Below are 15,925 nucleotides of genomic sequence, written 5' to 3' on the forward strand. Positions count from 1 at the left end.
TTAATTCTCCTGTTTAAACAGCTTATCTAATGTGTTTTCAAAGGTGTGATAATCGAGAAATTCATAGAGTTCTTTTCGTTGTTGCATTTTATCCAGTACATTGACCTGAGTACCGTCATTGCGAATAGCATGCATCACTTCCAGTGCTGCCTTTTGCATAGCGCGGGTCGGTGACAGCGGATACAGCACCATCGAGATGCCTTGTTCTGCAAGTTGTTCTTTGGTGTAGTATGGAGTATCGCCAAATTCGGTAATGTTCGCCAGTACAGGGACACCGACTGCATCACAGACGGTCTTGTACATCGTGATATCTGTCATTGCTTCGGCAAAGATCGCATCAGCACCTGCTTCCACACAAGCACATGCACGGTCAATCACTGCTTGTAGGCCTTCCTTTTGTAGGGCATCAGTCCGTGCCATCACCACAAAGTTTGAATCCGTTTTGGCATCAACAGCAGCTTTGACACGATCGACCATTTCTTGTTGGGTCACGATCTCTTTATTTGGGCGATGACCACAGCGTTTTTGTGCCACTTGGTCTTCGATGTGGACAGCAGCAGCTCCAGCAGCAATCATTTGTTTCACGGTACGTGCAATGTTAAATGCCCCACCCCAACCTGTGTCAATATCAACCAGTAGTGGTGTATCTACACGTTCGGTAATACGACGTACATCTTCCAAGACATTGTCTAAGCTGGTCATTCCCAAATCAGGAAGACCGTAAGAGTAGTTCGCAACACCAGCACCCGAAAGATAGATGGCCTTGTAACCCACCTGTTTCGCCATCATTGCTGCATAAGCATTGACTGTACCGATAATTTGTAATGGTTTTTCCACTTCCAGTGCTTGTCTAAATCTTAAGCCTGCAGACGTTTGTTCTGTCATAGTCCTTTCCACGGCATTTACTTTAATTTTCGAGTTTTGAGTATAGCCATAATGTTCCAATTGGCTATGACATTTTAGAATGATCACTCTAAAACTTTAGTCCCATGGTTCACGTTTTTATTGTGTAATTTTCTTCCATAAGCAGACCTTTAGTGCTAAACAGGTACACCTCAAAAAGACAATGTGTGCATATTTTTGCTATGATAGCAACTAGAGATACACATTTTATTAGGCTGTTTTTAGTTATTATGCACACTTCTGTTCAACTTGAACCACTAACGCGGGATACACCACAAACTAAACGTGGTCATGAACGTTGCTTAGCGCTTTTAGAGAGTGCGACTAATCTTTTTCTAGAACACGGTTATGAAGCTGTATCACTGGATGATATTGTGAATCATGCAGGCGGATCAAAAGCCTCAATCTATAAATATTTTGGGAACAAAAAAGGCTTGTTTAAAGCAATTTGTGATTATCGGCGTGATCAATTTTATCGCGATATTACCCTGACTTGTATCTGTGAGACTGAGGAATTACGCACTTATCTTATTCGTATTTTAACCAACTTCCTCAAACACATCATTCAACCTAAAAACATTGCCTTTATTCGTTTAATACTCAATCAAACACAGAAAGATCCTGCGCTTGCACAATACATCCATGAAAATGGTGCACAAATGATTCAAAAAACTATTGCTCAAGCCTTATCTCAAGCACATGAAAAGGGACAACTCAATTGCCCCCAACCCAACAATTCAGCCATGCTGTATTTCGGTATTTTACGCGACTATGAGTGGCGAATTATTTTGGGGGTCGATCTTGTTCTTGATCGTGAAGAACTCAACAATCATATTGAATATTGTGTAGACCGCTTTTTAGCAGGTCATCAAAAACTCTAGTTTTTTTGCAATTTCCTTTGCTTATAGTATATTAATCAACTCTCGTTTTCTTTTAACCAACCAACAACTAATTGTTGTTCTGTTTTTATTTCAGTTTTCAGCAATTATTGTGGAGTAACAATGGCTCTACGTCACTTTCTTACCTTACGCGATTTATCTACTTTAGAACTTAACCAAGTTGTGCAACGCGGTATTGAACTGAAACGTAAACAGCACAATAGCGAAGTCTTCCAACCTTTTGTTGGTAAAGTTATGGGTATGATTTTTGAAAAATCGAGTACTCGTACCCGTGTATCGTTTGAAGCAGGCATGAGCCAGTTCGGTGGTAGCGCAATTTTTCTTTCTCCACGAGATACGCAACTGGGTCGTGGTGAACCGATTGAAGATTCAGCACGTGTGATCTCAAGCATGTTGGATATTGTGATGATCCGTACTTTCGGACATGACATTATTGAACGTTTTGCGTCTTATTCAAAAGTTCCTGTGATTAATGCTTTGACCGATGATCACCACCCTTGCCAACTGCTTGCAGATGTTCAAACTTTTGTTGAACACCGTGGACCTATCGCAGGTAAAACTGTAGCGTGGATTGGTGATGGCAACAATATGTGTAATTCATATATTGAAGCAGCGCACATGTGGGGCTTCAAGCTCAAAATTGCAGCACCTAAAGGTTATGAACCCAAAGCAGAATTTTTAAGTGAATTTGCACACTGTGTAGAACTGGTTAACTCTGCTGAAGATGCTGCTGTCAATGCAGACCTGATCGTGACCGATGTATGGGCAAGCATGGGCCAAGAAGAAGAGCAAAAAATTCGTGAAGCAGCTTTTGCTGACTATCAAGTGAATGAACGCCTGATGGATCTTGCTCATCCTGATTGTTTATTTATGCACTGTTTACCTGCACATCGCGGCGAAGAAATTTCTGAAACAATGCTCGACCATAAAAATGCTGTGGTTTGGGATGAAGCCGAAAACCGTTTACATGCACAAAAAGCATTGGTTGAATTTTTAATCAATGAAAATGCAAAAAAAGACTGATTTATTTTTCCAAAGAAAAGCACCTAAGGGTGCTTTTTTTATACGTGCAAAGCTATAATTGGAACATAATTTTTATAAGCGACACTTTCCATGCATTTCAAAAAGACTGGCCTGTGCCTTGCTACACTCCTAAGTACTACATTTTGTCAGGTTCACGCTTCTGAATTCGATGACTACCTACAATCCAAACAAATTATTGATGCAAATTTTAAAATTCAACAACCTGAAACGTTGAATGAAATATTAACGGTATTAACCGCAGAAGACTCCAGAACACTTCCCATTGAAATTGATAATAACACCATCATTGAACAATTTAATCTATATGCAGACCGTACCGAACTTAAAGGGATGATCATTACCCCAGATTTCGCCCAGTTTGAACAAGATTTAGGTGAAAAAGAAGTTCAAAAAGTGATTAAAAAGAATGTCCTGCAAAACTGCAATATTTTCTTCGAGCATCAATATCAGCGCCATAATCCCTACATTGTAAAACTACAGCTTAACTCCGAAAAAAACAGCTACGATTTAGAGCTAAAACAGAAAGACTGTGGTATCAAATAATAATGCCTTATAGTGATTGGTTCTCTGCTCTAGCGAACCAATCCTTGTGGTTGCAAAATAATCATAGCAGCACCAATTAAAACTACTGCACCGCCCATTATATCCCAACGGGAAAGCTGAACCTGATCGACATAACGCAACCACAGCAATGCGGTAAAGATATAGATTCCACCATAAGCCGCATAAATACGTCCTGACGCAGCCGGATGTAAAGTCAACAGCCACACAAAAGCACCTAACGCTAAAGCTGTAGGAATCCACAACCAATGGCTTCTCGCCTGATTTAAAATCAAATAAGGAAAATAACAGCCTAATATTTCCATCACTGCTGTAATTAAAAACAGTACAAATGTACTAAAAATCTTAGTGAATTGAATATCCATACAGTCTATTTTTACTCGCTATTGGTCTTTAAATCGTTTGCTTTCAATAAAAAACCCGTGCGAACACGGGTTTTTAGATGATGTAAAAATCTTTAAGCAGGTTCAGCCGTTTGGTCTTCAAAAACTTCGAGTTTCAAACCAACCGCTTTACCATTTTCTTTTTTCACAGAGACCGCAACATTGCCACCATGTTCTGCAAGCTCACCGAATAGAATCATTTCAGCCAGTGGTTTTTTCAAATGCTCTTGAATCAGTCGTTGCATTGGGCGAGCACCCATTAGACGATCATAACCATTTTCGGCCATCCACTCACGTGCACTTTGATCCACTTCAAGAATGACTTTTTTCTCGTCCAGTTGCGCTTGTAATTCAGTTAAGAACTTATCCACCACATTTTCAATCACAGTAGTAGGCAGCGCTTTAAACTGAATTACGCTATCCAAACGATTTCGGAACTCTGGAGAGAACGCTTTTTTCATCGCATCTTGGTTATCATTGCTGTTGTCTTGATCCATGAAGCCAATACTCACACGAGAAATACTTTCCGCGCCAATATTTGTAGTTAAGACCAACACCACATTACGGAAGTCTGATTTACGACCATTGTTATCGGTCAATGAACCATGATCCATAATTTGCAACAATAAGTTGAACACGTCTGGATGTGCTTTTTCAATCTCATCTAGCAATAATACACAGTGCGGATTCTTATGAATCGCATCGGTCAACAGACCACCTTGATCAAAGCCCACATAACCGGGAGGCGCACCGATCAAACGTGAAACCGCATGACGCTCCATATACTCCGACATATCAAAACGAACCAGCTCAACGCCCAATAATTTCGCAAGTTGTTTAGTAACTTCTGTTTTACCTACACCAGTTGGACCCGCAAAAACAAAACTACCTACAGGTTTATCAGGTGATTTTAAACCTGCACGTGACAGCTTAATTGCTGAGCCTAAAGCTTCGATGGCTTCATCTTGACCAAAGACCACTCGTTTTAAATCTCGCTCAAGATTTTCAAGAACAGTCTTGTCATCTTTAGATACGGTTTTTGGTGGAATACGTGCAATTTTCGACACGATATCTTCAATATTTTCCACCGTAATAAGCGTATCATCTTGTTCAGCTTTCAGACGACGCTGCGCCCCTGCTTCATCAATCACATCAATGGCTTTATCTGGTAAGAAACGGTCATTAATGAACTTTGCAGACAACTCAACCGCTGAAATTAAAGCTTTGTCATCATATTTAACATGATGGAAATCTTCAAACTTGCTTTTCAAGCCTCGTAGGATATCAATCGTTTCTGAAATAGATGGCTCATTCACATCAATTTTTTGGAAACGACGTGACAATGCATGATCTTTTTCAAACACTTGGCGATATTCTTGGAACGTGGTTGAACCAATGCAGCGTAATGAACCATTGGCCAAAGCAGGTTTAATTAAGTTTGATGCATCCATCGTGCTCCCCATACTAGAGCCTGCACCAATAATCATGTGGATTTCATCAATAAATAAAATCGCTTCTGGTTTCTTTTTTAAGGCATTCAACAATTGTTTTAAGCGCTTTTCAAAGTCTCCACGATATTTTGTTCCTGCAACCAGCGCCCCAATATCTAAACTATACACTTCTGCATTTGCCAATGGTTTAGGTGCTTTACCATTGACAATAAGCCAAGCCAAACCTTCTGCAATGGATGTTTTACCGACACCAGGATCACCCACCAATAACGGGTTATTTTTACGACGACGGCATAGAATTTGTGCTGCACGCTCAATTTCTTTTTCACGACCAATTAAAGGATCTGTTTTTCCCTTTTGCGCTTCAACATTTAAATTGGTTGTGTAAAGCTCTAACGGGCCAGCATTACTTGAACTGCTCGACTCACCATCTAAATCTTCAACTTCTTCTTCCACTTGTACCTCGTCTTTACGAGTACCATGTGCTAAATACTGAGTTAAGGTTAAACGATTAATTTGATGACGTTTTAATAAATAAACAGCAAAAGAATCACGCTCAGAATACATTGCGACAAGGATATCTGCACCTTCAACTGTACGGTCTCCGCCACTCGATTGCACATGGAATATCGCACGTTGCAAAATACGGTCAAAACTCTCAGTTGGATGCGGTGCTTGGTCGCTGTTCTCGCCCAATTTAGGGGTATGTTGCTCTACATATTCTTCGAGCTCTTTACGAAGCAAAATAATATCCGCACCACATGCTTTCAATGCATTCACGGCTGAATCATTATCAAGTAAAGCCAATAACAAATGTTCTACTGTTAGGAATTCATGTCTCTTTTGTCGAGCCATACTAACAGCCAAACGTAAGGATACTTCTAATTGACGACTGAGCATGGAACCCCCTTAATCTTTCGGCTCAATCTGACAAAGTAGCGGATGACCTTGAGACCGAGCGTAATTATTGACTTGGTTTGCTTTTGTTTCCGCGATGTCTCTCGGGTAAACGCCTGCAACACCCTTTCCTTCATAATGTACAGTTAGCATTACTTGAGTGGCTTGGTCAAGATTCAAAGCAAAGTATTGTTGTAAAATTTCAATAACAAAGTCCATTGGGGTATAGTCATCGTTCATTAAAACGACAGCATAAAGTGGCGGACGTTTCAATTCAGGTGGCGCGGTTTGGACAGCGACATCACTATTTTCGTCTTCATGCGGTTCATCATTGCTCAAGCGCGGGCTGATATGCCAATCGACATAGCCAGACTCATGAAAAGACTGCTTAATTTCGTTTAAACACGTTGAACGCTTAGAAATACCCATAAACTTACAATTCACAATTATTGTGCATTCGCCTCTGCCTGAGGAATTTCAGAGACAAATGCAGATTGACTTTCTACGGCCTCACCACGTGACCAACTAAAGCGTCGTGTCACTGGCGTGCTGCCTGTTAAACGGACTTCGATAAACTGTGGCGTAAAGCCTTTAGGCATCGTCCAACGCCCTGTTAAACGCTCATAGTTTTCAAAGTTAAAATTTTTGTCTTCCAAAGGAACAACCAAAACTTCTGTACCACGAATCAGTCTGAGCTCAACGGTACCAGAGGCTGCACGTTTTGAGGGACTGACTTGAACCAAATCAAGTTGGTATTCAAATGCATTTTCAGGCAAAGGTTTAATCGTAATATGCTGAACAGCCAAAGGAATACCGCCGCGTTGACGTAAAACCTCACGGTAAATGACTGCTGTCGTTTCAGACTGTGCTTGTTGATCTAGCGCTTTTTGCAAAGACAAATATAGCTCGTTTGAATTGGTGACAGCGACATCACGTTCCTGAACAGCAGCATTATAGTTTTTATTTAAAGCATCCAGACTGGTCTTTTGCTTTTGTACTACTTCGACCAGTTGCTCAGCATCAGCATCAAAACCTACGACCGTTAAACCCTGACGATGTCCAACGGTATAACCCAATAATCCGCTCGCAACAACCAATATTACTGCACCAATCGCTAAGGGCTTATTGGTCTGTAAAAACGGCTTTGCAGGTTCAGGCTGTTGTGACGTCATATTTGTGTCAGTGTTCGGCATCGTCATCTCTTATTTTGATTCAATTCAAAACACACATTTAAATCGAAATCTAAATGTGTGTGAAGTTTTAAAACGTTTTTTATGGTAATAAACCAATTCCATCTAGACCCGCAGTTTCGACAAATCCAAACATTAAGTTCATGTTTTGAACAGCCTGACCTGCTGCACCTTTAACTAAATTGTCTTGTACAGAAATTACCACCAATTTTTTCGGTTGCGGCTTATACAAAGCAATGCGTAATTGATTTGCACCACGCACAGAGCGTGTCTCTGGTGAACTTCCCGCAGGCATGACATCGACAAAAGCTTCATTGGCATAAAACTGCTCATATAAGCTCTGTACATCTATAGCTTCACCCGCATCAGTTAAATCCACATAGATCGTACTGAGCATGCCGCGAATCATAGGCACCAAATGTGGCACAAATAAAATGTGATTAAACACATTTTTTAAGCCTGAAATATTTTCCAATGCTTCCACAATTTCAGGATGGTGACGGTGACCTGCAACGCCATAAGCTTTAAAATTATCCGCATTTTCAGAATAGATCATACCAAGGCTGGCTTTACGTCCCGCACCAGACACACCAGATTTCGCATCAATAATAATACTTTCAGGTTTAACTAATGTGTCGTTTTGCTTAAATAATGGCGCTAAACCCAGTTGCACTGTCGTTGGATAACAACCTGGATTACCAATGACATTGGCTTGTTTAATCTGTTCGCGGTTTAACTCAGATAAACCATAAACTGAATCTTTTAATAGTTCAGGACATGCATGTTGCATGCCATACCATTTTTCGAACTGTTCTAAATCTTGTAGACGGAAGTCTGCAGCAAGATCAATCACTTTGGTGTTTGCAGCAAGCAATTCTTCTGCATGCTTCATGGCAACGCCATGCGGGGTTGCAAAGAACACCACATCACATTTCTTCAGTTCATCAATATTCAAATCTGAATATTTGAGTTCGGTATGTCCACGTAGGCTTGGGAACATATCATCTACACGGCGACCATCTTCTGTACGCGATGTTAATACGCTTACTTGCACATTTGGGTGTCGTAGTAAAAGACGCAACAATTCAACGCCTGTATAACCTGTACCGCCGACAATACCAACTGAAATCACGTGTATTACCTCAAACTTAAACTATCCACTTTGTAGCTGCCTAGTATGACAGGAAGTTTCTGCTTTCTAAACTGTTTTACTTGGAATTTATGCGTTTTTGGTGCTATAGACATTTAATGCTGCGCATCTAATACAGTCAGTGATGGCTCAAAACAAATTTGGTTTCGTCCTGAATTTTTCGCATCATATAACAATTGATCGGCAGCATTTATAGCATATTTTAAATTGTGTTGATGCACTGCAGCGAGTCCAAAACTCGCTGTCACAGTTATATTTTCTGAAGATAATTGAGTATCCGAAATGCGTAAACGAATACGATTGGCAATACTATAAGCTAACTCTAGATCATCCACTTGCAATAAAATAATAAATTCCTCTCCACCGAAACGTCCAACAAGGTCATGACCACACACGTTTTGCCCAATAATTTGACTCACCTGCTGTAAAATTTGATCGCCAATCAAATGTCCATAGCGGTCGTTAATTTTTTTAAAATGGTCAATATCACACATCAGTAAAAAATAAGATTGTTGAGATAAACAATGTAGCTTTACTTTGGCTGCTTCATTAAAACCACGTCGATTAAATAAATGTGTGAGTGGATCTCTTAAACGCTCATCATTCAGTTGATGGATAATATCTCGGACTAAAGTACCCAATAAAACAATAGCAAACCACATGCTCAAGATAATGCTGGCAGCAAGCATCATTAACCACCAGACAGAAGTTGCCAACATATCTGCTTGTATATTTTTTAAAAAGAAAAAAATGATGATGCCACGCGCGAAAGTATAAAGCACAATGAATAAATAGGAGAAATCAACTATTTTATTAAGAAAATCAACATTTTGATGATTTTTAAACATTGAAAATAACACCAATGACTCAACCACAGCAATGGATATATTTAAAACGAGCATTCGGATCCACAACTGATCGTCAATATAAGAATAATAGCTCAACAAAACCAATGTGATTGCAATCAATATCGCACATCCAGACGAATGTGCGTTGGCTGTTTTTCTTAGCCCCATAGCATAAGCACTAGACCATGCCCCGAACAAATAAAATGATCCCAAAATCGGAGCGAACAATGCTAGTTGCTTATTCGACATGAAACACTGCGTAGCCACAGAAAAAGACGGCACGATATACCCTAGACCCAACCACAAAAGATATGCAGGAGCCTTAAAAACAAAATGACATATTAAAAGTAAGCTACCCATTAAAATCAGGCATGCTGGAACAATTAATATAAAATAGTGGATATCTGCAAAATTCACATTAAATGTCTGTCGACTGAAATTGGTAAATATTGATGTTACTGCATGAGGTTTATAGCATTTTTTAATGGCATCTCAATCAGTCTCAAGAAATATATTTTATATTTTTTGGTCAAAACTTGCTTTTATTTTTGGTACCACCAATGCGGCAATGCCGTTGTTTTTAGCGTTCTACGATGTTGTTGAAATGCTGGATCATGTTTCTCGACTTCCGACCAAAAACGTACACTGTGGTCAAAGTGCCGTGTATGCGCCAACTCATGCACACAGACATAACGCGTAATCGCTTCAGGGAACAGAGCCAAAGCACTATTCAGCATAATATCATGCTTTACACTACAACTTCCCCAGCGGGTTTTAGGCTGACGAACCGCGCATTGTACAAATTTTAAACCAGTTTCATGACTAATCTGTTGCAAATAGGCAGGCAAGTACTGTTTGGCATATGCGATTACAAAAGATTTTAAATAACTTTCAGGCTGGCGATCACTAACCCACAGTTGGTTAGATTGCTCATCAAAAAGATAAGCATGTCTTTGTGTTTTATAGCTGATCGTTAATGCATGCTGTCGATTAAATAAATGTAATTCTGACGGTAGGGTTCGATCGACTTGTACAAGGCTCACTTGCTGCTTTTGCCAAGTTTCAACCATCCATTGCTCAGACTGATTTAAAAATTCCTGAATTTGTCGTTTACTACAGAACTTAGGCACGGTTAAACGAATTTGAGTCGGTTCAACACGCAGTCGTAAACGGGTCGCACGTGCATGATGGGTGATTTGGATTTCGGGTAGGTCTGTTAAGGTCATTAATATTATTCTTTTATTGAATCATCCTCCCCAGCCCTCCTTTGTTAAAGGAGGGAGAAAAACACCATAAAAATGCTGTTGCTTTTAGCCCCTCATTTTTTTAAGAGAGACTTGGGGAAATTTAAAATTAAACTGCGGTACGTTCTTCGATCCCGTTATCCGTTGCAACCACAGCAATATCCGCTTTATTGATCGCAAAAATACCGTTACATACCACACCAGGAATGTTATTGATGGTCTTTTCAAGCTCAAGTGCATTTAAGATGTTCAGGTTATAAACATCTAAAATCACATTGCCATTGTCGGTCACTACACCCTCACGGTAAGCTGGATCTCCACCAAGTGCCACAATTTTACGTGCTACAGCAGAACGTGCCATTGGAATCACTTCAATCGGAAGTGGGAAGTCGTGACCTAACTGATTGACCCATTTTGAGTCATCCACGATACAGACAAATTTTTTCGCAATTGAAGCTACAATTTTTTCGCGAGTCAGTGCGGCACCACCGCCTTTGATCATATGCATATGACGGTCAATTTCATCTGCCCCATCTACATAAGCATCTAAACCGCCAACAGAGTTCATATCAACCACTTCAATGCCTAATTTCTTTAAGCGCTCAGCCGTTGCTTCTGAACTTGCCACAGCCGCTTCAAGCTGAAGCTCAGGTAAAAGTTCAATCAAGAAATTGACAGTACTGCCTGTACCCACCCCTAATATGCCACCTTTAGGTAAGTGCTTTAAGGCAGCTTTTGCAGCAGCTTGCTTTTTTTCATCTTGGGTAGCATACAGACTCATAATTTGGCTCAACTATTTTTGACATTTGTTGCTGATTTTACAGCCCAAATGTACAGGGGTTTGTTACAATGATCCCCTATTTTAAACTGTTAAATGGGAAATTAACATGCTGTCTCGTTTGGTTCGACAAATATTACAAGCAACAGTCTATGATGTTGCAATCGAAACTCCACTCGAAGCGGCACCTCGAATTAGTGAGAAACTCAATAACAACATTCGTTTTAAGCGCGAAGATTTACAACCAGTCTTTTCATTTAAGCTACGTGGTGCTTATAACCGCATTAGTCAATTGCCTCGAGCACAACTCGAACGTGGTGTCATTACTGCATCTGCTGGCAACCATGCCCAAGGCGTAGCCCTGTCAGGTAAAAAGCTCGGCATTCGCGCCATTATTGTCATGCCGAAAACCACCCCAGATATCAAAGTACAGGCAGTGAAGCGTTTAGGCGGTGAAGTAGTCCTACATGGCGACTCTTTTGATGTTGCAAATAAATATGCGATTCAACGTGCAACCGATGATGGTATGACATTCATTCCGCCTTATGACGATGAATTAGTCATGGCAGGTCAAGGAACCATTGGTAATGAAATTTTACGTCAATGGCGCGATATTGATTATGTCTTCGTGGCTGTGGGTGGTGGCGGTTTAATTGCTGGTGTTGCCGCTTACTTAGGTGATGTGGCACCGCACGTCAAAGTGATTCCTGTTGAATACGATGAATCTGCTTGCTTAAAAGCTGCATTTGAAGCGGGTGAACGTGTAGTACTGCCTCAAGTCGGACTATTTGCCGATGGTACGGCTGTCGCGCAAATTGGTGAAAAACCATTTGAAGTGATTCAGCTACAAAAATCAGATAACTCTGGCCCAATCGTTGAACGTGAAGTAGTTTTAGTCAACACCGACGAAATTTGTGCGGCAATTAAAGATACCTATGATGAATGTCGTAGTATTGTTGAACCGTCGGGTGCAATGGCTTTAGCAGGCATTAAAAAATATGTTGAAGCCCATGAACTGATTGGCAAAAACATCGTCTCTATTGTTTGCGGTGCAAACATGAACTTTGACCGTTTGCGCTATATTGCAGAACGTACTGAATTAGGTGAACGCAAAGAAGCTATTTTTGCTGTGACCATTCCAGAGAAAAAAGGTTCATTCCTGAATTTCTGTCGTGCGTTACAAGGTCGCAACATCACCGAATTTAACTACCGTGCGAGCGATGCCAGTGCAGCACAAGTCTTTGTCGGCATTAGCTTAAAAGGTGGCGAAAAAGAACGTCACGATATTTTTGAAGCACTGAAAACGCAGTTTGATGTCGATGATTTGTCTGATGATGAAGTGGCGAAATTGCATATTCGCTACCTGATTGGCGGGCATGCAGACATTGAAAATGAGCGTTTATTCCGTGTTGAGTTCCCTGAGCGTCCAGGTGCACTATTAATGTTCCTTGAACGTCTTGGCCCAACGCATAACATCACCTTGTTCCACTACCGTAACCACGGCGCTGCTGAAGGTCGTGTACTGGTTGGTTTAGAAGCAAGTGATGCAAAACAGAACCCAGACGGATTGGTTGAAACTCTAGAAAGTATTTCATATCCATACGAAGAAATTACCAATAACTTAGGTTATCAACGTTTCTTAAAATAAAAGATTCAATACATAAAACCGCCCTTCGAGGCGGTTTTATTCTATGAGCTGGATTGGCTCTTCATCACCAAACGTATGGTTATATGTCACAATGATTCTGTCGATCAGCTCATCATTATGCGGAACCAACAGCCAATATGGATTTTCTCGCTCTATCACCAACAGGCTAAGTTGATAAGGTTCAATAAAAATCTTAATGTGGTTAAAAATCACATCAAAACTAAACTCAAAATCATAGCTGTGCATATCTGAGTTTTCTTTAAGTTCATCACTGTCGTACATATGGTAAAAAGAAGCCATATCATCGTTGATTTGATTTTTCAGCTGATCTAAATCAACCCCAAGTTGTTGTAGTCTGTGGCATTCATCAATACCATTTTGCTGAAAATCATCGAGTGCTATTTTTTGTATATTTGAATAATAGGTATTTAACTAACGAACAAAGTGCTCGAACTCATCTTGTTCTTCAGGAATTGCGGTATCATTTAGTTCTGGAAAGGCAATTCTAAGGGATTCATATAGTGTCTTCCGCATTTATATACTCCTCTGTATGAGTGATATATTCGGTATAACTCAAAAATGATTGATCAAAAAAGTGTGTCTGTATAAAGATGACATCTTGTGAAATTCGGCACAACATGCGTTAACAATCGACGTATAAAAAATTTAAGGAAAAGATGACATGGCGCAATTTGCAGTGATTGGTTTAGGAAGCTTTGGAGCCACAGTTGCAACTCAACTTATTGAACTCGGGCATGATGTGATTGGCATCGACAGTGAAAAAAAGTATGTTGAAAATATCTCTGAACAAGTAACCCATGCCGTTATTGCCGATGCAACGGATGAACATGTGCTCGATGAACTCAATATTAAAAACTGCGATGCGGTTGTCGTCGCAATTGGTGAAAATATTGAAGCCAGTATTTTATGTGTATTACACCTCAAAAATATTGGGGTCGAGAAAATTTGGGTTAAAGCCAAATCCAAATCACACCATATGATTTTGAGCCATTTAGGCATCAGTAAAATTATTCACCCCGAAGAAGACATGGGCGTTCGGATTGCACAATCTTTATGTTACCCGATGGTCAGTCGCTACATGGCGCTTGAAGATAATCACTATATCGTCAAAATTGAAATTGACGAAAAATTGCAAGGTACACGCTTCCGCCAACTCATGGATCAAGCACCTGATGTAAAAACATTACTCCATAAGCGTGGTACAGAAGTTTTGTACAGCATAGATCCCAATTTAATTTTACAAGTGGGTGATATTTTAGTTGTTGAAGGAGTCCTTGAAACATTACGTCGTCTTTCAGCACGGTTCAAATCATGAAAAATCTAAAAGAATGGCAACCCAACCCGCAAAATACAATTAATTTAAGCCCGCCTAGCTTATTAGCTTTGGGTTTTTTAAGTTTTATTATTCTTGGTACGCTGTTATTAAAACTCCCTATTTCACACCATGGTGAACTCAGCTGGCTCAACTCTTTCTTTACAGCTACATCTGCTGTGACCATTACTGGACTATCTGTGGTGAATGTGGGGGAAACTTTTACCGTAACAGGTAAAGTCATCATTATGCTATTAATTCAAATTGGTGGCTTGGGGTTTATGACCTTTGCAATTTTGGCGGCATTAAGCCTATCGGCCAAGTTGGGCTTAAAACAACAAATCATGGCGCAAGAAACCATTGGTCAAACCAGTTTATCCAAAGTATCTTTTACCATTAAAGGCGTACTGCTTTATTCCTTATTTTTTGAAGCCATTGGTACTGTTATTTTAACCATTGCATGGATGGAAGACTATAACTTCAATCAAGCCTTTTTCTATGCTGCCTTTTATAGTGTCTCAGCATTTAATAATGGCGGGTTTTCACTCTTCCCGAACAGCTTGATGAGCTTCTCAGGTCAATATCTCATTACCTTTACCATCAGCATGTTATACATTATTGGTGGGATTGGTTTTGTGGTGCTGATGGATATTAAACGTAGTAAACGTTGGAAAGGCTTAAGTACCAACAGCAAACTTATTTTGTCTACGATTGCAGGCTTAAACATCATCGCCTTTATTCTTTTATGGGCAATTGAATCCAACAACCCCCTTACCTTAGCGCCAATGAGTTTAGGTGACCAGGCACTCAATGCATGGTTCCACGCAACCGTTCCTCGCTCATCAGGCTTTAACAGTCTCGATTTGGCACAAATGAAAGATGCTTCGACCCTCGTGACCATGTTACTGATGTTCATAGGCGGCGGCTCAATGAGTACCGCAGGCGGGATTAAAGTAGGTACTTTTATTATTGTTTTACTTAGTGTCATTAGTTTTTTAAGACGTGAAGATGAAATTCGTGTCTTTAATCATGCCGTTTCTGAAAAAACATCCTTCAAAGCAATGGCTGTTGTTTCTATTACCGCGACTCTGGTTTTTTTAGGCATCTTTAGCTTGACGTTAATTGAACCGAATCATGAGTTTATAGACTTATTATTTGAAACCATTTCCGCAGCCTGTACAGTTGGTTTGTCCCGCGGGATTACAGGCGAACTTCAACCTGCCAGTTTATTTGTTCTAATGCTTCTGATGTTTGCAGGCCGTTTAGGGCCATTAACATTGGCATACCTCATTGCAACACCGAAGAAAAGCCGGCTTAAACACCCAACCACAGATATTCAAATTGGTTAATCCTTAAAAACAATGTCATAAAAAAACCACGTTTGAAACGTGGTTTTTTTATTCTTAGATTCTCAAATGAAGTGCAACAGAGATTAAATTATTGGAAAGAAGCAAGATGAGCTAGCATTTTGCTTCCGACCGACCAAAGTCAAAGTTGCATCATGAACTATACTCATCTTACCCAAGAAGAACGATATCAGATTTATACATTGTTACGTGAAGGTTTTTCTAAACGTTATATCGCTTGGAGACTGAA

At 40.1% G+C, this 15,925-nt stretch carries 17 protein-coding genes; 7 read left to right on the forward strand and 10 right to left on the reverse strand.

Annotation, left to right across the window (positions count from 1 at the left end; all coding sequences use genetic code 11):
* Window positions 1-885: a methylisocitrate lyase gene (gene prpB, locus B9T36_RS14785; protein WP_086210224.1), complete on the reverse strand. Its 885-nt coding sequence runs from the start codon at window positions 883-885 to the stop codon at window positions 1-3.
* Window positions 886-1,133: 248 nt separating this feature from the next.
* Here prpB and B9T36_RS14790 point away from each other — a divergent pair, with 248 nt between their 5' ends.
* The 3 genes from B9T36_RS14790 to B9T36_RS14800 all read left to right on the forward strand — a co-directional run bounded on the left by B9T36_RS14790 (window position 1,134) and on the right by B9T36_RS14800 (window position 3,389).
* Window positions 1,134-1,784: a TetR/AcrR family transcriptional regulator gene (locus B9T36_RS14790; RefSeq protein ID WP_086210225.1), complete on the forward strand. Its 651-nt coding sequence runs from the start codon at window positions 1,134-1,136 to the stop codon at window positions 1,782-1,784.
* A gap of 120 nt (window positions 1,785-1,904) precedes the next feature.
* On the forward strand, window positions 1,905-2,825 hold the full coding sequence (gene argF / locus B9T36_RS14795; protein ID WP_086210226.1) for an ornithine carbamoyltransferase: 921 nt from the start codon (window positions 1,905-1,907) through the stop codon (window positions 2,823-2,825).
* Window positions 2,826-2,915: 90 nt separating this feature from the next.
* Window positions 2,916-3,389, forward strand: coding sequence for a hypothetical protein (locus B9T36_RS14800; protein WP_086210227.1), 474 nt, complete (start codon window positions 2,916-2,918; stop codon window positions 3,387-3,389).
* 29 nt (window positions 3,390-3,418) lie between these two features.
* Here B9T36_RS14800 and B9T36_RS14805 read toward each other — a convergent pair whose 3' ends face one another.
* From B9T36_RS14805 to rpiA, 8 genes are all read right to left on the reverse strand, one after another.
* Window positions 3,419-3,772 (reverse strand): YnfA family protein, encoded by a 354-nt coding sequence (locus B9T36_RS14805; protein ID WP_086210228.1) that lies wholly within the window; start codon window positions 3,770-3,772, stop codon window positions 3,419-3,421.
* Window positions 3,773-3,864: 92 nt separating this feature from the next.
* On the reverse strand, window positions 3,865-6,141 hold the full coding sequence (clpA, locus tag B9T36_RS14810; RefSeq protein WP_086210229.1) for an ATP-dependent Clp protease ATP-binding subunit ClpA: 2,277 nt from the start codon (window positions 6,139-6,141) through the stop codon (window positions 3,865-3,867).
* Between the two features lie 9 nt (window positions 6,142-6,150).
* Window positions 6,151-6,567 (reverse strand): ATP-dependent Clp protease adapter ClpS, encoded by a 417-nt coding sequence (clpS, locus tag B9T36_RS14815; protein ID WP_086210230.1) that lies wholly within the window; start codon window positions 6,565-6,567, stop codon window positions 6,151-6,153.
* A gap of 17 nt (window positions 6,568-6,584) precedes the next feature.
* Window positions 6,585-7,331 carry a DUF6776 family protein gene (locus tag B9T36_RS14820; RefSeq protein ID WP_086210231.1) on the reverse strand — a complete coding sequence of 249 codons (747 nt, stop codon included), beginning with the start codon at window positions 7,329-7,331 and terminating at the stop codon, window positions 6,585-6,587.
* Between the two features lie 79 nt (window positions 7,332-7,410).
* Window positions 7,411-8,466 carry an N-acetyl-gamma-glutamyl-phosphate reductase gene (gene argC, locus B9T36_RS14825; protein ID WP_171264485.1) on the reverse strand — a complete coding sequence of 352 codons (1,056 nt, stop codon included), beginning with the start codon at window positions 8,464-8,466 and terminating at the stop codon, window positions 7,411-7,413.
* Window positions 8,467-8,573: 107 nt separating this feature from the next.
* Window positions 8,574-9,686 (reverse strand): sensor domain-containing diguanylate cyclase, encoded by a 1,113-nt coding sequence (locus B9T36_RS14830; RefSeq protein ID WP_171264486.1) that lies wholly within the window; start codon window positions 9,684-9,686, stop codon window positions 8,574-8,576.
* Window positions 9,687-9,868: 182 nt separating this feature from the next.
* A complete protein-coding gene (locus tag B9T36_RS14835) occupies window positions 9,869-10,552 on the reverse strand; it encodes a M48 family metallopeptidase (RefSeq protein ID WP_086210233.1) in 684 nt (227 codons plus the stop codon).
* Between the two features lie 127 nt (window positions 10,553-10,679).
* The gene (gene rpiA / locus B9T36_RS14840; protein ID WP_086210234.1) at window positions 10,680-11,351 is read right to left on the reverse strand and encodes a ribose-5-phosphate isomerase RpiA; all 672 of its coding nucleotides are present in this window, start codon (window positions 11,349-11,351) and stop codon (window positions 10,680-10,682) included.
* Window positions 11,352-11,457: 106 nt separating this feature from the next.
* On the opposite strand from rpiA, the gene ilvA reads away from it, so the two are divergent.
* Window positions 11,458-12,996: a threonine ammonia-lyase, biosynthetic gene (ilvA, locus tag B9T36_RS14845; protein WP_086210235.1), complete on the forward strand. Its 1,539-nt coding sequence runs from the start codon at window positions 11,458-11,460 to the stop codon at window positions 12,994-12,996.
* Between the two features lie 36 nt (window positions 12,997-13,032).
* Here ilvA and B9T36_RS19285 read toward each other — a convergent pair whose 3' ends face one another.
* Window positions 13,033-13,296 carry a hypothetical protein gene (locus B9T36_RS19285; RefSeq protein WP_228147009.1) on the reverse strand — a complete coding sequence of 88 codons (264 nt, stop codon included), beginning with the start codon at window positions 13,294-13,296 and terminating at the stop codon, window positions 13,033-13,035.
* A gap of 382 nt (window positions 13,297-13,678) precedes the next feature.
* On the opposite strand from B9T36_RS19285, the gene B9T36_RS14855 reads away from it, so the two are divergent.
* The 3 genes from B9T36_RS14855 to B9T36_RS19380 form a co-directional block, all read left to right on the forward strand.
* Entirely contained in the window at window positions 13,679-14,332 is a 654-nt protein-coding gene (locus B9T36_RS14855) for a potassium channel family protein (protein ID WP_086210236.1), read from the forward strand.
* The gene (locus B9T36_RS14860) at window positions 14,329-15,678 is read left to right on the forward strand and encodes a TrkH family potassium uptake protein (RefSeq protein ID WP_086210237.1); all 1,350 of its coding nucleotides are present in this window, start codon (window positions 14,329-14,331) and stop codon (window positions 15,676-15,678) included. Before B9T36_RS14855 ends, B9T36_RS14860 begins: the two co-directional genes overlap by 4 nt.
* Window positions 15,679-15,830: 152 nt before the next feature.
* On the forward strand, window positions 15,831-15,925 hold a 95-nt coding region (locus B9T36_RS19380; protein WP_139841370.1), incomplete at its 3' end, for a helix-turn-helix domain-containing protein.

It is taken from the genome of Acinetobacter sp. ANC 4204 (assembly GCF_002135205.1).
Taxonomy (GTDB): domain Bacteria; phylum Pseudomonadota; class Gammaproteobacteria; order Pseudomonadales; family Moraxellaceae; genus Acinetobacter.

Excerpts from the sequence above, each read along its gene's own strand:
- ilvA (WP_086210235.1), top strand. The coding sequence starts at position 11,458 with ATGCTGTCTCGTTTGGTTCGACAAATATTACAAGCAACAGTCTATGAT.
- B9T36_RS14805 (WP_086210228.1), bottom strand. The coding sequence starts at position 3,772 with ATGGATATTCAATTCACTAAGATTTTTAGTACATTTGTACTGTTTTTA.
- B9T36_RS14820 (WP_086210231.1), bottom strand. The coding sequence starts at position 7,331 with ATGCCGAACACTGACACAAATATGACGTCACAACAGCCTGAACCTGCA.
- B9T36_RS14830 (WP_171264486.1), bottom strand. The coding sequence starts at position 9,686 with ATGGGTAGCTTACTTTTAATATGTCATTTTGTTTTTAAGGCTCCTGCA.
- clpA (WP_086210229.1), bottom strand. The coding sequence starts at position 6,141 with ATGCTCAGTCGTCAATTAGAAGTATCCTTACGTTTGGCTGTTAGTATG.
- B9T36_RS14790 (WP_086210225.1), top strand. The coding sequence starts at position 1,134 with ATGCACACTTCTGTTCAACTTGAACCACTAACGCGGGATACACCACAA.
- B9T36_RS14800 (WP_086210227.1), top strand. The coding sequence starts at position 2,916 with ATGCATTTCAAAAAGACTGGCCTGTGCCTTGCTACACTCCTAAGTACT.
- argF (WP_086210226.1), top strand. The coding sequence starts at position 1,905 with ATGGCTCTACGTCACTTTCTTACCTTACGCGATTTATCTACTTTAGAA.
- clpS (WP_086210230.1), bottom strand. The coding sequence starts at position 6,567 with ATGGGTATTTCTAAGCGTTCAACGTGTTTAAACGAAATTAAGCAGTCT.
- B9T36_RS19285 (WP_228147009.1), bottom strand. The coding sequence starts at position 13,296 with ATGGCTTCTTTTTACCATATGTACGACAGTGATGAACTTAAAGAAAAC.
- rpiA (WP_086210234.1), bottom strand. The coding sequence starts at position 11,351 with ATGAGTCTGTATGCTACCCAAGATGAAAAAAAGCAAGCTGCTGCAAAA.
- prpB (WP_086210224.1), bottom strand. The coding sequence starts at position 885 with ATGACAGAACAAACGTCTGCAGGCTTAAGATTTAGACAAGCACTGGAA.
- B9T36_RS14835 (WP_086210233.1), bottom strand. The coding sequence starts at position 10,552 with ATGACCTTAACAGACCTACCCGAAATCCAAATCACCCATCATGCACGT.
- B9T36_RS14855 (WP_086210236.1), top strand. The coding sequence starts at position 13,679 with ATGGCGCAATTTGCAGTGATTGGTTTAGGAAGCTTTGGAGCCACAGTT.
- B9T36_RS14860 (WP_086210237.1), top strand. The coding sequence starts at position 14,329 with ATGAAAAATCTAAAAGAATGGCAACCCAACCCGCAAAATACAATTAAT.